The sequence below is a fragment of the Serratia sp. JKS296 genome, from assembly GCF_900215445.1.
Taxonomy (GTDB): Bacteria; Pseudomonadota; Gammaproteobacteria; order Enterobacterales; family Enterobacteriaceae; genus Serratia; species Serratia marcescens.
On record NZ_OCMX01000001.1, the window covers coordinates 1,896,301 to 1,912,122 of the forward strand.

General features: G+C 62.1%; 10 protein-coding genes. 1 reads left to right on the forward strand and 9 read right to left on the reverse strand.

Annotated elements, in window-relative coordinates; genetic code table 11:
- The first annotated feature begins 20 nt into the window (after positions 1-20).
- On the forward strand, positions 21-488 hold the full coding sequence (gene sbmC, locus CRO23_RS08985; RefSeq protein ID WP_097101810.1) for a DNA gyrase inhibitor SbmC: 468 nt from the start codon (positions 21-23) through the stop codon (positions 486-488).
- A 181-nt stretch (positions 489-669) separates the two neighbouring features.
- Here sbmC and CRO23_RS08990 read toward each other — a convergent pair whose 3' ends face one another.
- The 9 genes from CRO23_RS08990 to CRO23_RS09030 all read right to left on the reverse strand — a co-directional run bounded on the left by CRO23_RS08990 (position 670) and on the right by CRO23_RS09030 (position 15,821).
- The gene (locus CRO23_RS08990; RefSeq protein ID WP_079449861.1) at positions 670-1,044 is read right to left on the reverse strand and encodes a hypothetical protein; all 375 of its coding nucleotides are present in this window, start codon (positions 1,042-1,044) and stop codon (positions 670-672) included.
- A gap of 6 nt (positions 1,045-1,050) precedes the next feature.
- The gene (locus tag CRO23_RS08995) at positions 1,051-5,511 is read right to left on the reverse strand and encodes a glycohydrolase toxin TNT-related protein (RefSeq protein ID WP_170913130.1); all 4,461 of its coding nucleotides are present in this window, start codon (positions 5,509-5,511) and stop codon (positions 1,051-1,053) included.
- A gap of 2 nt (positions 5,512-5,513) precedes the next feature.
- Entirely contained in the window at positions 5,514-5,954 is a 441-nt protein-coding gene (locus CRO23_RS09000) for a DcrB-related protein (protein ID WP_016927243.1), read from the reverse strand.
- 55 nt (positions 5,955-6,009) lie between these two features.
- On the reverse strand, positions 6,010-7,938 hold the full coding sequence (locus CRO23_RS09005; RefSeq protein WP_097101812.1) for a type VI secretion system Vgr family protein: 1,929 nt from the start codon (positions 7,936-7,938) through the stop codon (positions 6,010-6,012).
- Between the two features lie 143 nt (positions 7,939-8,081).
- Entirely contained in the window at positions 8,082-9,527 is a 1,446-nt protein-coding gene (locus CRO23_RS09010; RefSeq protein WP_028130691.1) for a serine/threonine protein kinase, read from the reverse strand.
- A 49-nt stretch (positions 9,528-9,576) separates the two neighbouring features.
- Complete coding sequence (gene tssH, locus CRO23_RS09015; RefSeq protein ID WP_097101814.1) at positions 9,577-12,231, reverse strand: type VI secretion system ATPase TssH; 2,655 nt, start codon at positions 12,229-12,231, stop codon at positions 9,577-9,579.
- Between the two features lie 56 nt (positions 12,232-12,287).
- Positions 12,288-13,358: a type VI secretion system baseplate subunit TssG gene (gene tssG / locus CRO23_RS09020; RefSeq protein ID WP_016927247.1), complete on the reverse strand. Its 1,071-nt coding sequence runs from the start codon at positions 13,356-13,358 to the stop codon at positions 12,288-12,290.
- Positions 13,355-15,241 carry a type VI secretion system baseplate subunit TssF gene (gene tssF, locus CRO23_RS09025; RefSeq protein ID WP_049188373.1) on the reverse strand — a complete coding sequence of 629 codons (1,887 nt, stop codon included), beginning with the start codon at positions 15,239-15,241 and terminating at the stop codon, positions 13,355-13,357. Before tssF ends, tssG begins: the two co-directional genes overlap by 4 nt.
- 4 nt (positions 15,242-15,245) lie before the next feature.
- The gene (locus CRO23_RS09030) at positions 15,246-15,821 is read right to left on the reverse strand and encodes a type VI secretion system baseplate subunit TssE (protein ID WP_049299094.1); all 576 of its coding nucleotides are present in this window, start codon (positions 15,819-15,821) and stop codon (positions 15,246-15,248) included.
- Between the last annotated feature and the right edge of the window lies 1 nt (position 15,822).

Below are 15,822 nucleotides of genomic sequence, written 5' to 3' on the forward strand. Positions count from 1 at the left end.
AACGAAAGAGGATAAGGGCGATGAGCGTGAGGATTATCGATAAGGCGGCGGAGAGGGTGGTGGGTGTCAGAGTCGTGGGGCCGTATCCGCAGACGATCCCGCAGGGCTCGCAGCAACTGCTGGCATGGCTGCAGCGCCACGGCGTGCCGTTTGGCAAATGGCTGGTGCTGTATTGGGACGATCCGGCGGAAGTGGCGCCGGAAAAGCTGCGCGCCGACGTGGTGATGAGCGTGGCGGACGATTTCGCGCTGCCGGCGGGCAGCGAGGGCGTTACCGTGCAGACGCTGCCCGCCGGGCAGTACGCGGTCTACCACGTGCGCATCAGCGATGGCGATTTCGAGCGGGTGTGGGGCGAGTTCTATCAGAAGCTGCTGCCGGCCAGCGGCTACCAGCCGGTTGAGGGGGTGAGCTACGAACACTATCTAAACGACTGCGAGGCCGACGGCTATTTCGACCTCGAGATTTACCAGACGGTGAAGAAGTGGTGAAGGGGCTAACGGCGCGGTAGCGTATCAAAAGGCTCTTTGGGAGCCTTTTGATGGGGTATTTAAAGACTCATTTAAAAGTGGAAAGGTCATAAGAATAATTATTCCATGTCTATATCATGGAATGTATGTTTAAGGTTTTTTATAAAATCTATTGTTTGCAGTAAGCGAACTTAATAGAGTGCTAGTGAAAAATGAAACCCAGCAACTTTATCTTATATCTTGCTGGTTGTGATTCACCCGTCGCCGTGATTATTGTTATTCTTTTTTTGTGCATGTCCGACTCTACTGGTTGAACATAGATATCCAGATTTTCATTTTTATATGAAGGTATTGGGTCATATGGATACTCTATGACTTTTATTCCGCTTATTTTTTCTGCGATCGCCTTCCTGATGTTTTCATCTATATCCCATATGGGTATCGCAGAGCTGTTATCATAAAGTACTTTTTCGTTAGAGTTAGGGATGGATACTTCTTTTTTAAATAAGTGAAACTGCTCTTCGTTACCATCAAACAGTTGCTTATCTTTCTTCACGCTAACGTATTTTTCGCTCATAATTCCTCAAATTGGCCGGATTCGGCCTTCTGCAAGAAGTTGACTGATGGATTTGGACAGTTCAAATTGTGTTCCTCCACCAGCTTGGTTAAACCACGGTATAGCAGGCCCCATATCTGCTTGGATTGGTTTAACCACCTCATATACTCGATACGGTTTTTCCAGTGTATCTAACGGTAATGCCCGGCTGCCAAAAGAGGCTCCAGCAGGAGAGACAAAGGTACCTCGGTCGTTGAATACGCCATTATTTGTCCAGCCACCGTATCTATCAATTTTTGCTCCAGGCATAAGAGTAGTAGGCGTTGCTTGTACAAAACCTCTATTGGGAGGCCATGAGCCATGCCCCATGAATTTTTCTAAGGCCGCCCAATCTTGTTTTTTCCACAGATTATAAGCTTTAGATGCCTGGCTTCTGGATGCAAAAACACCTTTCGACTTCGATTGAAAATTATTCCAGGAATTGCCGCAACTCAACCCCAACGGATCCACCCAACCCAGCGGGTTCGGCGCGTATTGGTACAGGTTGATCCCACCGGCCAAACCTATCGGATCGTGCTGGGTAAATCTGCCGATATCCGGATCGTAATAGCGGAACAAATTGTAGTGCAATCCCGTTTCCCGATCCAGGTATTGACCCTGCAGGCGCAGGTTTTGGGAGTAATCCAGATCTTGCTGATTTTCCTCATACTTTATGCGGCCCCAGGCGCTGCTGTGGCTCTGCCAGCGTAGCGTTCCGTCGCTGTCGGTCAGGCTTTCCGGTTCGCCGTTCGGCGCCGTGTGGAAGTAAAATACTTGGGCCGGCGCGTGGCCGTCGATGCGCGCCAAAGGTTCATAGCTGCCCTGATCGGCATAGACATAGGTGAGGGGCATGCCGTCGCGAGTTTCCTGCAGCAGCCGGAAACCTTCCCACAAAAACGTGGTGGTTTGGCATTTGCCGGCCGGTTGGCGCAGATCCTGACTTTGCTGCCACACCCGCTTTTGCGTGCGCCGCCCGAGCGGATCATAGTGGAACTGCACATGCTGCTGTGCTTCGCTGCGATGCTGGCTGTAGCGCACCACCTCGCAGAGGCGATGATCGGCGTCGTAGAGATATTGCCAACGGTAGTGGCCTTTGCGTTTTTCCACCGTGCGGCCAAAGACATCGTACCGATAATCAACGCCCTGATAATGCAGTACGCGGTTGTGCCGCTGGCGGAATTGCCCCTCATCCAGCAGGTTGGATGCCGGATCGTACCGGTAGCGCTCGGTATCCGGCAGCGTGCCGTCCCGGTTCAGCAATCGACCGGAGGCATCGTACTGATAACGCTGGTAGGAGAACGGGTTGGCGTTGTGTTCTTCGCGCGTCAGGTTGTTTTGATAGTCGTAGGTCCATTGGCGCGAGCTGCTGGCCGGCGCCGGGCGCTGGCGGTTGTCATTGAAGATCTCCCGCCGGTCTTTGCGCCCCAGCCGGTCATAATGCACTCGGCTGGTCAGGCGACCCTGCGTACGGCTCAGCTCGCGGTGCAGATTGTCGCGTTCGAACTCGCTGAGGGTGATATCGTCCAGCGCCAGCTGCAGCAGGTGGCCGCTGCCATAGTACAGCGCGCGCAGCGCGCGTCCGTCGGGCAATGTGGTTTGCGTGCGGTTACCCATCGGATCGTAATCATAGCGCAGCGTACCGTTGGCACCTTGTTCACGGGTTACCCGCCCCAGCAAGTCATAGTCAAAACTGACCTCGCTCTGAGCCGTTGTCGGCTCGTCATGCCATGCGTTGCCGCGGTCACTGGCGGCATGCAGCAGTTGGCCGATCGGGCTGTAGCGGTAGCGGGTTTCTCCATCGGGCGTTTGTTTGCTCACCAGTTGGCCGGCGGCGTCATGGCTGAAATAGTGCGAGAAGGAGGCGGAGGTATTGGCGGCGAAGCGGCGCTCGACGACCCGGCGGCATTCGTCGTAACGATAACGGGTGCTGACGCCGTCCAATCCGATTTCTTCCTGCAACAAGTTGCAGGCCGTCCAATGGAACAGGTAGCTTTCGGCATTCTCGTTGCGCAGCGCCGTTAATCTGCCGCGGGCGTCGTAGTGGCGCACCACCTCGCCATCGAGCGGATTGCGCGTGGCCAGCAGGCGGCCGGCTGCGTCATAGCGATAATGCGTCAGGCGCCCATTGGCCCCCTGATAGCGATCCAACTGGCCCTGCGCGTTCCAGCTCAGCGTCTCTTGCCAGCCCTCGGCGCGCTGCAGCTGTGTCAGGCGACCGGCGGCATCGTAGCGGTAATGAACGCGTTCGCCGGCGGCGTCGGTTACCTCGCTGAGCCAGCCTTGAGCCGTATATTTGTAGAGGGTTTGTTTGCCGGAGCAATCGCGGGCGCGCAATAATTGCCCGTGCTCATCATAAGCGAAATGGCTGATGCCGCCGTTGGCGTCGACGGCTTGCACCACCTGGCCATAGCCATCGCGCAGGTAGCGCTGGGTATGGCCGAGCGCATCGATCTCGGCAATCAAGGCATGGCGCTCGTCGTAGTAGAAATGCTGTGTGGCGCCGTTGGGCTCCTTGACGCTGATCGGCAGCGCGCGCTGCGGTAGCCAACCGGTGAGGCGAATATGGCCGAGCGGGTCCTCTTCCTCGACCAGATTGCCGGCTTCATCGTAGCGGAAATGCCAGCCGTGGCCGAGCGGATCGCGCGTGGCGATCAGCATGTCTTCGTCATTCCATTGATAATGCCAGACCTCACCACGCTCGTCGGTATATTCGACGATCAGCCGTTGGGCGTTCCAGCGGTGCTGGTGCCGCAAGCCGTCATACTCGGTGACCGTCGTTAACCCGGTGGCCAAATCGTAGTCGATTGTGCAGCCGCCGCCGGCGCTGTCGCGGTGTTCCACCACGCGCCAGTCGTCGAACATCGCCCAGCGATACTCGAAGCTGGGCCCACCGGCCTGTTGGTGGCGGGTCAACAGATGTTGGGCGTTATAGTGAAATTCACGCGTGACCAAGCCGCCGGCGTCGATCACCTGATGCAGATCGCCGCCGTCGTCATAACGGTAGCGTACGCGTGCTTCGTCGTTATGCCGCAAGGCGGTGACGCGATCGTCGAAGCGCGGATCGCCGTATTCCAGCCGCAATGTCATGGCGCCGGCGCTATCGGTGATACTGCTCAGGCGCTGTCGTTCGTCGTAGTTCAGCAGCAGCGCGTTATCGTACTCATCGCTCAACGACACTAGCCGCAGGCGGGAAGGGTTCTGCGGCAGCGGCACGAACAGGCGCCAGACGCTGCCGTCGGTGTCGGCGATCAGCAGCTGTCCCGCTTCACCGCGGCGGAACATCAGCCCTTCACCGGCGCTGAAGCTCGGCTGGTTCACCTCAGGCAGCGGGAAGCGTAGCTCACGACCGGTTTCATCATGCAGGCAACACTCAACGACGCCGTCCCGGTCGTTAAGATCGACCCAAATTTCAAAAGGCGTGCGCCAGCCGTGGCCAAACAGTCCCTGATAGCCATTGCGGCTGTTGTAATTGCGCTGCCAGACCAGCGGAAAGCGCGCCGGCAGCAACAGGTCCAGATCTTCTTCGCCGTTCAATACCTTGGCGCCGGTGGCGGCATGCACCGGGTTAAAGGCGGCGTGGATCGCTTCGCCGAGGGCGTTAACGCCCGCCGCCGCCAGACCGCCGCCGATCATGCAAGGCAGGTTCTTAACCAGCTTGGCCGGATTACCGAGCAGCAGCGGCAGCACGGTCAGCGCCAAACCGATACCCGGCAGCTTGCCGCTCTTGATGTCGCGTACCACCGCCGTGCCGCCGCCGATCTGCACATTTTTGGAGACGTCGGTCGAGACTTTCGCCTCGCAGGTTGAACGGTCATTGCTGCGTACGGCCGGTTGGCCGTTGATAAATACTTTACGGGAGCCTTCCGCCAGGTATTGCGGAAGCGGGTGTTTGTCGCAGCTGATTTTATCTTCTTCCAGCGGTTGGCTGGGCTGGCTGGGGCCGGCGACACCGGGCTGCCATAGCTGCGAGAGGATATTACCGCCGGCGGCCAGCAGCTCGGCGCCATAATCCCAGAAGCTTTGCGGCGGCTGTGGCGCCGGTAACGCTTTGATCTCTGCGGGCGTGAGTAAGCGACCGGCGGCGCGTGCCGCCGGTTTGGCGTTGGTGAAGACGTTGGGGGAGCCCGTGAGAATGACGCCGGAGACGGAAGGCGGGAAGAGCCAGTTGGCCACGGCGTCGCAGCCGTTGCTGATATGTTCTCCGACGCCGGTCAGGCTGGTGGCAAAACCGACGATTAGCCCGGCGCCGACGCAGCCGGAGGCCGCCGTCGCCGCTGCGCCGAGCACCGCCACCCCTGCCAATGCCGGCGCTGCGGCGGCTGCTGCTGCGGACACGGCGGCGGTCGCTACCGCATATACCGCGACTTCCGCGACGGCGCTGGCGATGTCCGCCAACGCGCTGGTGTGGATCAGTTCGTCATCCTTTCTTGCTGCCCAGATCTCAGCCATGGCTATCGTTCACTGTGTTCGGTCAAGACCAGCGACGCTTTCACCTGCTGCCAGTGAGCGTCATCCTCGGGGGTGAAGGGGCGCATGGCGGCATAGGTGACGATCAGTAACGTCTGGCTCTCGTCCGGCTGCACCGTCAACTGATGCTGATGATGGTGGTGTCCGGCGCGGATAAAGCGACTGGTGACTTCAATCGCCTTGAGATGGCCCTGCGGCCCGGCGCTGATGCGCCGGCGCGGCGACTGTTGCAAATCGCTGATCTGTGGCAGCAGTGCTTGCCACTGCTTCTCGAATTCGTCCTCCAGCGTGGCACCTTGTGGAATGATGCCGCGGGTGATGACCAGCGAGGCGCCGGTTTGCGGGTTTTTGAGAATATTGACCGTGCAGTCCTGCCAGGCGATGGCGGGTAGGGTGAAATAGCCTTCCTGGAAAAGGTAATCCATGGATGTCCTTGCAAGTAATCAGGGGGAAAGGACGCGGCGCAGGGCCGCGTCGGCATCAGGATTTCGGGAACAGCTGATCGACGGCGCTCTGGATTGCCGCCTGATGGCCGCCACCCGGTGCGGCGGTGCGCGCGGCGCCGCCAGGCTGGTTGAGATCCAGCTGGCCGCCGGTGTTGATCTCCCCGTCCTCTTTCACCGTGATATTGAAGCTGGTGCCGGTGATGTTGATTTGGCCGTTCGCCAGTAGCTCGATCACGCTTTCGCCGCACTCCAGCCGCAGCGATTCGCCGGAGCCGAGGGTAAAGGCGTTGACTACGGCGTCGCTGCGCGTTTTGCCGGTCAGCGCGGAGGATTCGCCTTTGACGCCGGTCGCCTGATTGAGCACCACCCGTTTGATCTGGTTACCGCCCACCAGATGCGTGTGGTCGTTAGCGATGGTGTGGCTTTCATCGTTTTTCACCTGGGTGTCCATGTTGCGTTCCGCCTGGATCCACACCTGTTCGGCGCCGGCCTTGTCTTCGAAACGCAGGGCGTTGGCGTTGTCGGCTGTGCCGTCCTTGGTGCGGCTCATAAAGCCCATCTGGGTGGCGGCGGCCGGCAGCGCCCACGGCGGCATGCTGGCTTCGTTATAGACGCGCCCGGTGACGATCGGCCGATCCGGATCGCCGTTGATAAAGTCCACCACCACTTCGTCGTTGACGCGCGGGATCTGCACGCCGCCGTAGCCCTGGCCAGCCCAGGCGCTGGAGACACGCACCCAGCAGGAGCTGCCGTCGTCTTTCGGTCCGAAGCGATCCCAGTGGAATTTCACCTTGATGCGGCCGTATTTATCGGTCCAGATCGATTCGCCGGCCGGACCGACCACCCGGGCGGTCTGCGGCCCGTGGGTTTTCGGCCAGCTGGCCTGCTGCGGCGGGTGCCAGGGCACGTCCGCCGGCAGCACGGTGAAGTCAATGCGGTGTTCACTGCTCTGATCGTCGCCGCTGGCGTAGCGGTTCTCTTTCAGATGGTAGTTGGCCTGCAGCGTCAGGTACTCGCGGTTGTCGTCGGCGTGCGGGGCGTTATACAACGTAAAGGTGCTGCCGGGAGCGATGCCCAACGCGGTGGCGGTGCCCCGGATCTGCTGATGCTCGGCCTGCCAGGCCTCCTGGCGCACGCGGGCGTAGAACTCCCCCTGCTGATGCTCGGTGTAGCGGCCTGGCCAGTCGTAAACGTCGATCTGCCCCGGCGTGGGGGAGACCGGGTTTTGCCGCGCCTGGAACAGCCAGGCGTTCGGTTTGCGAAAATCGTAGTCGTCCAGGCTGTAGATGCCCGGCGTGACGCGATCGGACAACGTCCACTGGCTGATGCCTTCCTCGCTGGTGCTGCCGCCGGACGGCGTCAGGTGGTAGGGGATCATCTCGTAGCCGGGATAGGGCTGGTGGTGGTGGGGCGCATCCCCGAGCACCAGCGTGTGTTTGCCCATCTCGTGTTTGAAATAGTAATAGATGCCCTCCAGCTCCATCAGGCGGCTGATGAAGTTGAAGCTGCTTTCGTTGTACTGCACGCAGTAGCCCCACAGGCGATAGTCGCCGGTCAGCTGATCTTCCAGCTGCACGTTGTGCTCCGCCAGCAGGGTCTTGACGATCTGCGGCACCGTCTGTTCCTGGAAGATGCGGAAGTTGCGGTCTTTGGTCATCGGCCACAGATCCGGCTGCACGTGCAGGTTATACACCGCGTAGCGCGTGCCGCCGATCTCTTCGCTGCTGACGGCGATGGCGGTGATCTTGCCGTTCAGGTAGCGCGGGGCGCCGAGAAAGCCCTGGGTCGGGATCTCCAGCGTCAGCGGTTGGCCGAGCAGCGCTTTGCGATCGAGCCGCGCGTCGGTGCTCAGCAATTCAATAGAGAAGTCGAAAGGAGTGGAAAGCGCTTCGATGCCGTCCAGCGAGCGGAACAGCAGTTGCTCCTGGCCCAGCGGCGTGTGCGCAATAATGCGATCCAACATGAGAACGTCCTCTGTGATTGACGTCATGCCCTGCATACTCCGGCGTTGCAGCGGCTTTGCCGTGCGGCCAATGAGGATGGGCAGTGGTGCGCCAGTCTCATGAAATAGGGAAAACCCCGCCGCGGCGGCGTTTAAGAACGGGATTAACCGGCGGTGGCCGGGTTGACCAGCCAGGTTCCGGCGGTGTCGATGCTGAGCTGTTGGCGGCGCAGCCGATCGTTGTGGCGGATCTCCAACTGATAACGGCCCGGCGCCAGGTTCAGGCTGGCAAAGCCATTTTCGCCCGCAGTGACCTGCTGCGGTTTGCCGTCGAGGCTGACCTGCTCACCCGGTTGCAGTTTGAAGTACACCAGCGCCACCGGCTGCGGTGGCGGCGCCGCTTTTTCAGGTTCCGCCGCGGCAGGCTGCGCGGCTTGCGGCGCGCTCGGCTGCTCCGTCAGGGTTTTCTGCGCCGGTGACGCCACGGTGTTTTGGGCGACGGCCTGGGCGTCGTCCTTGCCGCCGCTCAGCCAGGCGACGGCGCCGATCACCAGCAGCGCCGCGACGCCTGCGCCGGCCATCATCGGGCGCGAGAATTGGGTGCCGCGCGCGGTAACGGCGCCGGCGGCGGCCGCAGCGGCGGCCGGGTTGGCGGCGACCAACAAGTTCTCCGGCGCGGCGGCCGGGGTGCTGATGATTTCGTTTTCATCGGCGATCGGCAGATGCAACAGCTCGGCCATTTCATCGATGGTCTGCGGGCGGTCTTCCGGCTTCAGCGCCAGCGCGCGATCGACGGTGCGCAACAGCTCCGGCGAGTAGCCGGCGGGGCGGCGCTCGGCCAGCGGCTGGTAGCTGTCTTCGATGCTGCGCACCACGCTGACCGGCGGCGGCGAACCGACGATCAGCGTGTGCAGCACGGCGCCCAGCGCATAGATATCGGTCCACGGCCCCTGTTCGCCGTCGCTGTTCTCGGTGTACTGCTCGATCGGCGCGAAGCCCGGTTTGAGCATGATTTCCGTTTCGTCCGACAGGTTGCCGATCTCTTTGCGCGCCGATCCAAAGTCCAGCAGCACCGGCAGCTGGCTCTCCTGGATCTGGATGTTATCCAGCGAAATGTCGCGGTGCAGATAGCCTTCCTGATGGATGGTGTTGATGGCGCTGAACAGCGGCGGCAGCAGCCGCCGGATCCACGCCTCGTCGATTTTCTCCGGCTGCTGCGCCTGCAGGTTTTTCAGCGTGGTGCCGCTGTAAAACTGGGTGCCCATGTAGGCGGTGCCGTTCTCTTCCCAGAAGCGCAACACGTGCAGCAGGCCGGGATGCGAGAAGCGCGCCAGCAGACGCGCCTCCTGAATAAAGCTGTTCAGCCCGGCCTGGAAGGTTTTGCCGAAGCGCTCGCCGCGCAGCCCGATGCTGAGATCGTCGTTGCGTTTCGCCAGCGAGGTCGGCATGTACTCCTTGATGGCGATGGTGCGTTCCAGTTGGTGATCGTAGGCGCGGTAGACGATGCCGAAGCCGCCTTCGCCGATCGCTTCCTGGATCTCGAATTCGTTGAATCGATAGCCGCTCGGCAGGCTGTTCGAATTCGGTTTGGTTATCCCGGTTCCCGACATAGTGATGACTCTCTGTATTCAAAGGGCCGCCGTCTCGGCGGCCGCGGCGTTATGCCTGAAATTGACAAATGAATTCGTGGTTCTGCAGCGCGATGTGCAGCTGGCGATAGCGCTGGTCGTTGGCGCTGCCGGTCAGCAGGGTGTGGCTGATCTGCGGCAGCAGGGTGTTGGTCAGGATGGCGTCGACCATGCGGCCGCCGGACTCCACTTCGGTGCAGCGGCTGACGATCTGCTCGATGACCGCGTCGTCGAAGGTGCAGACGATGTCGTGATTCTCCGCCAGGCGACGCTGGATGCGGCCCAGCTGCAGGCGCACGATGTTGCCCAGCGTGGCGTCGGTCAGCGGGTAATACGGCACCACCAGCAGACGGCCGAGCAAGGCGGCCGGAAACACCGACAGCAGCGGCTGGCGCAGCGCGCCGCTCAGCGCCTCCGGCTCCGGCAGCAGCTCCGGATCGCTGCACAGCCCGGCGATCAGATCGGTGCCGACGTTGGAGGTCAGGATGATGATGGTGTTGCGGAAATCGATATGGCGGCCTTCGCCGTCCTCCATCCAGCCCTTGTCGAACACCTGGAAGAAGATTTCATGCACGTCCGGGTGCGCCTTCTCGATCTCGTCCAACAGCACCACGCTGTATGGACGGCGGCGCACCGCCTCGGTCAGCACGCCGCCTTCGCCGTAGCCGACATAGCCGGGGGGCGCGCCTTTCAGCGTCGAAACGGTGTGCGACTCCTGGAATTCGCTCATGTTGATGGTGATGACGTTCTGCTCGCCGCCGTACAGGGTTTCCGCCAGCGCCAGCGCGGTTTCGGTCTTGCCGACGCCGGATGGCCCGGCCAGCAGGAACACCCCGACCGGCTTGTTCGGATCGTCCAGCCGCGCCCGCGAAGTGCGCACCCGACGGGCGATCAGATCCAGCGCATGGCGTTGGCCGATGACGCGCTGATTCAGGGTGTCGGAGAGCTGCAGCACCGCTTCAATCTCGTTTTTCACCATGCGGCCCAGCGGGATGCCGGTCCAGTCGGCCACCACCGCCGCCACGATGTTGGCGTCGACGGCGGCGAAGATCAGCGGCGCTTCGCCCTGCAGCGCGCTCAGCTGCTGCTGCAGTTCGCCCAGCTGGGTGCGCAGCGCGTCGGCGTCAGGGGCTGCCTCCGTTTCTTCGCCGGCAGGCTCCGCTTCCTGCTGGTGCAACTGCGCGCGCAGCGTGATGATCTCTTGGATCAGCGCCAGCTCCTGCTGCCAGCGGTCGGTCAACTGTTCCAACTCCTGGCGCAGCGCGGTCAGCTGGGTTTCAATCTCCTGCGGGCGCAGGGGATCGCCAATGCCGACCTTGGCTTCGCGGCGGGCGATATCCAATTCGATCTGCAGCGCATCGATGCGGTGGCGGCAGTCTTCGACCTGGGCGGGCTCGGCGTGTTGGCTGACCGCCACGCGCGCACAGGCGGTATCCAGCAGCGCTACCGCCTTGTCCGGCAACTGGCGGGCTGGAATATAGCGATGGGACAGCCGCACCGCGGCGTCCACCGCTTCATCCAGCAGCAGCACGCGGTGGTGTTGCTCCAGCGGGCTGACGGTGCTGCGCAGCATCAACAGCGCTTTGTCTTCGCTCGGTTCGTGTACCTGCACCACCTGGAAACGGCGGGTGAGCGCCGGGTCTTTCTCGATGTATTTCTTGTATTCCGACCAGGTGGTGGCGCCAATGGTGCGCAGTTGGCCACGCGCCAGCGCCGGTTTCAGCAGGTTGGCCGCGTCGCCGGTGCCCTGGGCGCCGCCGGCGCCGATCAGGGTGTGAATTTCGTCGATAAATAGGATGATTGGCGTCGGGCTGGACTGCACTTCGTCGATCACCGCCTGCAGCCGTTTTTCAAACTCGCCCTTAACGCCGGCGCCGGCCTGCAGCATGCCGATGTCCAGCAGGCACAGCTTCACGTCGCGCAGCTGCGGCGGCACGTCGCCGGCCACGATGCGCAGCGCCAGGCCTTCCACCACCGCGGTTTTGCCGACGCCGGCCTCGCCGGTCAGCAGCGGGTTGTTCTGGCGGCGGCGCATCAGGATATCGATGATTTGCCGGATCTCCTCATCGCGGCCGGCCACCGGGTCGATCTCGCCGTCGCGCGCTCTGGCGGTCAGATCCTGGGCATACTGCGCCAGCACGCTTTCACCGCTGCGCGCCGCGCCGGAGGCGTTCTCGGCGCGGCTTTCCGCCGGCGCATCCTGGGCGTTTTCCGCCGAGTGAGCGGTAATGGCGGCGAACTGCTCCATCAACAGATCGGCGTTGATGCGCTCGAACTGCGGGGAAATGGCCTTCAGCAGATGGCGCAGGCTGTAGGTTTTCAGAATGCCGAGCAGCAGGTGGCCGCCGCGGATGCGCGACGCGCCGAATTTCAATGAGCCATAGACCCAGGCGCGCTCTACCGCGCTGTCGATGTGCTCGGACAGATCGGAGATGGCGCTGGCGCCGCGCGGCAGGCGATCGAGCGCCTCGACGATGTCGCGCGCCAGCTGCGCCTCGTCCAACGCGAAGTGGCGAACGATCTGCTGCAGATCGCCGTCCGGCGATTGCATCAGCTGATGCAGCCAGTGCGCCAATTCGACGTAGGGGTTACCGCGCAGCTTGCAAAACGCCGTCGCACTTTCCAGAGAGGTGAATAACAGGCTATCCAGTTTGCCAAATAATACCGAGCGGCTGATTTCAGACATGGTTTTCCTCAGGTCTCAGGGTGGCCTGACGCCACGGGGCGTCGGCCGAAATAGGGTCAGAACGGATTTTCCAGCGGTTCAGGGCTGAAGATCAGATCGTCGAGATCGCGCTGTCGCCGATGGTTGGCCAGCCAACTGCTCAGGCCCAATCGCTGCGCGCCGCCGAGCTGAGTTCCGTGCGCCTGTTCCTTCGCCAGGATCAGGCGCACTTCCCAGACGAACTCGATGCCCAGATATTGGCGCACCCAGTCGCGCAGTTGCCGGCACAGGTCTGCGCCCGGCAAGAAACGGTCATAGTCCTGCTGCGGCATCGGCCCCAGCTCGATGCGGAATTTGTGCTGAATATCGCGCACCGCGATGCCGAGAAAGGCCGACTCGCCGAGCCGCGGCGCACCGCGCCCGGCCTTGAGCCGCGCCTGCTCGCGCGGCTCCACCCGCAGCCAGTGCGGCACGTTTTCGACGATGCGCACCGGCACCTTGAAATACTGCTGCAAAATTTTGCTCAGGCCTTCCGGATCGCGGCTGTGGCGAATCAGATGACCGGCCATAAAATGCTTGGCGTGGGCGTTGATGCTGTCGCGCTCCTGCTGCGCCGGCTGGCCGATGCCGATCAGGCTCGACAGGTACTCGTCGAAGCGCCGGTTGTCCGGGCGATCCAGCGATACCGTCGGCTGTGCGTCGGCCCAGGCGCGATAAAACAGCAGCGTCAGGCGGTGATGGAACAGGTTGGTGAACGCCAGCAGGGTGGTGTCCTGATGGTGGTATACCCGTTCGCGCACGTATTCGGTCAGGTGCAGCGGCAGCGGCCCGTTGGGGCCGAACAGGCCGAAACTGAAGATCGAAACGTCGTGCAGCGGGCCGTTGGCGCGCGGCGTCACCTGCGCCAGCGTGGAGGGCGCGAACGACAGCGACGGCTCCTGGCCCAGGCGCAGCATCTCGTGGCGCGGCAGCGGCGCGCGCCCCAGCAGGTAGGGCTGGCCGCCCTGGGCGTCGATGCGGCGCAGCAGCTGAAACAGATCGTGCTTGTAAGGCGCGCTGCGCAGCCGCGGCCAGAAGTCGTCCGGCAGGCGATACAGCGCGTTGATCTGCGGCGGCGCCAGTTCGGTGGCGATCATCTCCGCGCTCATATCAGCGTCCTTTTGCCCATGCGCGCCTGCCAGTGGGCGATCTCGCCGCGCTGCTGGCTGGAGAGCGTCATCTCGGTGAAGGTGTTCATCGCCACCAGGCGCGAGAACAGGCGCTCCAGCACGCTGCCGAGCAGGTAAGGGCTGTTGCCGGAGAACGCCTGCTCATCGACCGTCAGATCGATGGCGATGCCGCGCGCGAATACGATGGGGCCGGGTTCAGGCACTCGCCGATAGACCGGCCGCAGGTTGCAGTGGCGCACGCCCTGGATCTGTTTGGCGATCGCCGGCTCGCTCAGGTTGCCGTACAGCCCCAGCAGCTGGCGCAGGCTGGCGGCGCCCTGTTCCGGATCGCCGTCCATCATGCTGAGGTAATTCAGCTGCAGCTGACTGATCAACCGCCAGGTGATCATCCCTTCGGCCAGCGCCGGGCGTGGCGGGGTGGGGCCTTTGCGCAGTGAGACCTGCTTGATCGGGATCGAATCGGGCATCACGAAGTTGCCCTGATCCTGCTGCAGCAACATCAATGGCAGGTCGCGGCTGGTGCACAGCACGTCGGCGGTGAGGTATTTCAGATCGCTGTGCCACGGCGATTGCCGCTCGTCCACCAGCGACACGAACACTTCCGAACCGGCGTAGCCGGTGCGGGTGCCGTAGCGGCGGGCGTGCTCCGACAGCGTGCGCTGTTCGCGCCGCAGCGAGAAGTAGGCGCCATAGTTGCCGTCGTCCGCGCTCAGGGTGCTGTAAAACGGCCGAAACTCTTGCTCGTAGCGTTTTTCGCTGGCGCTGCCGCCGAGCCGCTGCACTGAAAACACTTCGTAATCCAGCGGCCGGATATTGTCGACCACCAGATGGTATTCGTGGTTTTTTTCGTTGATCGCGATGCGTTCGGCGACCTTCGGAAACAGGTTGATCACCGGCGTGCAGTGCAGCGCCAAATGGGCGGCGTCGACCACCCGTTCCAGCGCGGCGTCGTGTCGATCCAGCAGCACCACGATCTCGAACTGGCGCAGCCCCTTTTTCCCTTCGCGCACGCTCTGCAGCAGCGGACGCAGGCCGTTGACGCTGAAGAACTGGAAGCGCGCCGGGAAGGCGAAATACTCCTGCAGCAGCCGGTAGCCTTCGAAGTTGCGCAGATCGTTGGGCAGCAGCGCCTGATCGGCAGCGAAGCCCTCCTGTCGCAGCCCGTCCAACGCCAGCGCCCGCCGCTGCGGCTGAGCCTCCACCGTTTGGCAGACAAGCCCGACGCTGTGCTGCATCAGCAACTCCAGCAGCTGCTGCGCCTGCATGTCCGGCCCGGCCAGGTAAAACATCAATTGATCCAGCTGCAGATTGTTGAGCGTCACGCTTTCGTAGCACTCAAGACGAATGCGCAGCGCGCTGACGCAGCCGCTGTGCTGCAGCCCCAGCGAGGCCAGCGGGATATCGGCCGGAATGCCGCCCAGCTCGACGCCGGCGATGCGCACCGGCTGCAGCGTGACGTCATGCGCCGTGGTGTAACTGCAGGTGATGCCGCTTTTCTTCAGCGTCTGGCTGTCCATCATGGTACCGCGCGGCACTACGAAGCCGTTGCTGATGTCGCCTTTGCTGCTGTCCGGCTGCAGCTCGGCGATCGCCATCGACGGCGTCGGTGACAGGTAGTTGGGGTAGATGATCTCCAGCAAGCGCTGAGAAAAGCGCGGGAACTCGGCGTCCATTTTCAGCTGCACGCGCGAGGTGAGGAAGGCAAAGCCTTCCATCAGGCGCTCGATATAAGGGTCCGCCACGTCGATGCCGCGCATGCCGAGGCGGCCCGCAACCTTCGGGTACTGTTCGGCGAACTCGGCGCCCATCTCACGCAGATAGGCCAGCTCGCGGTTGTAATAATCTAACAGTTTACTGTCCATCGCCTTACCCTATGTCTTTCAGATCGAAGTGGCCATTTTCCAGATCCACGTCGGTACGGAACAGAAACTCCAGCGGATAGGGCACGCACCACAGGCGGCCCTTGATTTCGATCGACAGCACGTTGTGCAGCTCCAGCGAGCCGGTATCCGAGATGCAGCGCACCTGGAGCCCCTCGGGCAAAATGCGCGGCTCGAAATGCAGAATGGATTCGGTCAGCGCGCGCTGAATGTCGAGCCATTCGATGTCCGACATGCGCTTGCCCGCCAGCGAGGCGATGCCGTAATTCAGGGTGGAGCGCCGCACCTGCGGAAAATCGCCGAGATCCAGATTGGATTCGCTGTTGACGCAGTTGAACAGCCACTGCAGATCGCGCAATACCCGGCGGCGCAGCTCGCTGTGCGACACCAGGTTGCGCGCCTGCGCCTCCTGCTTTTTCTGCGGTTCGTCGTCGGTCAGCATATCGAGCAGCACCGGCTGCATTTTGTCGCGCGAGGTCAGGCGTTCGCTGTCCTGACGATAGCGATAGCCCTGGTGGCGTAGATCGCTGCCGTCGTAGTGGGGTGGGCGCTTATCGTTCATG

Bases quoted from the DNA above. Each gene is read 5' to 3' on its own strand.
- CRO23_RS08990 (WP_079449861.1), bottom strand. From the start codon at position 1,044: ATGAGCGAAAAATACGTTAGCGTGAAGAAAGATAAGCAACTGTTTGAT.
- CRO23_RS09030 (WP_049299094.1), bottom strand. From the start codon at position 15,821: ATGAACGATAAGCGCCCACCCCACTACGACGGCAGCGATCTACGCCAC.
- sbmC (WP_097101810.1), top strand. From the start codon at position 21: ATGAGCGTGAGGATTATCGATAAGGCGGCGGAGAGGGTGGTGGGTGTC.
- tssH (WP_097101814.1), bottom strand. From the start codon at position 12,231: ATGTCTGAAATCAGCCGCTCGGTATTATTTGGCAAACTGGATAGCCTG.
- tssG (WP_016927247.1), bottom strand. From the start codon at position 13,358: ATGAGCGCGGAGATGATCGCCACCGAACTGGCGCCGCCGCAGATCAAC.
- CRO23_RS08995 (WP_170913130.1), bottom strand. From the start codon at position 5,511: ATGGCTGAGATCTGGGCAGCAAGAAAGGATGACGAACTGATCCACACC.
- tssF (WP_049188373.1), bottom strand. From the start codon at position 15,241: ATGGACAGTAAACTGTTAGATTATTACAACCGCGAGCTGGCCTATCTG.
- CRO23_RS09005 (WP_097101812.1), bottom strand. From the start codon at position 7,938: ATGTTGGATCGCATTATTGCGCACACGCCGCTGGGCCAGGAGCAACTG.
- CRO23_RS09000 (WP_016927243.1), bottom strand. From the start codon at position 5,954: ATGGATTACCTTTTCCAGGAAGGCTATTTCACCCTACCCGCCATCGCC.
- CRO23_RS09010 (WP_028130691.1), bottom strand. From the start codon at position 9,527: ATGTCGGGAACCGGGATAACCAAACCGAATTCGAACAGCCTGCCGAGC.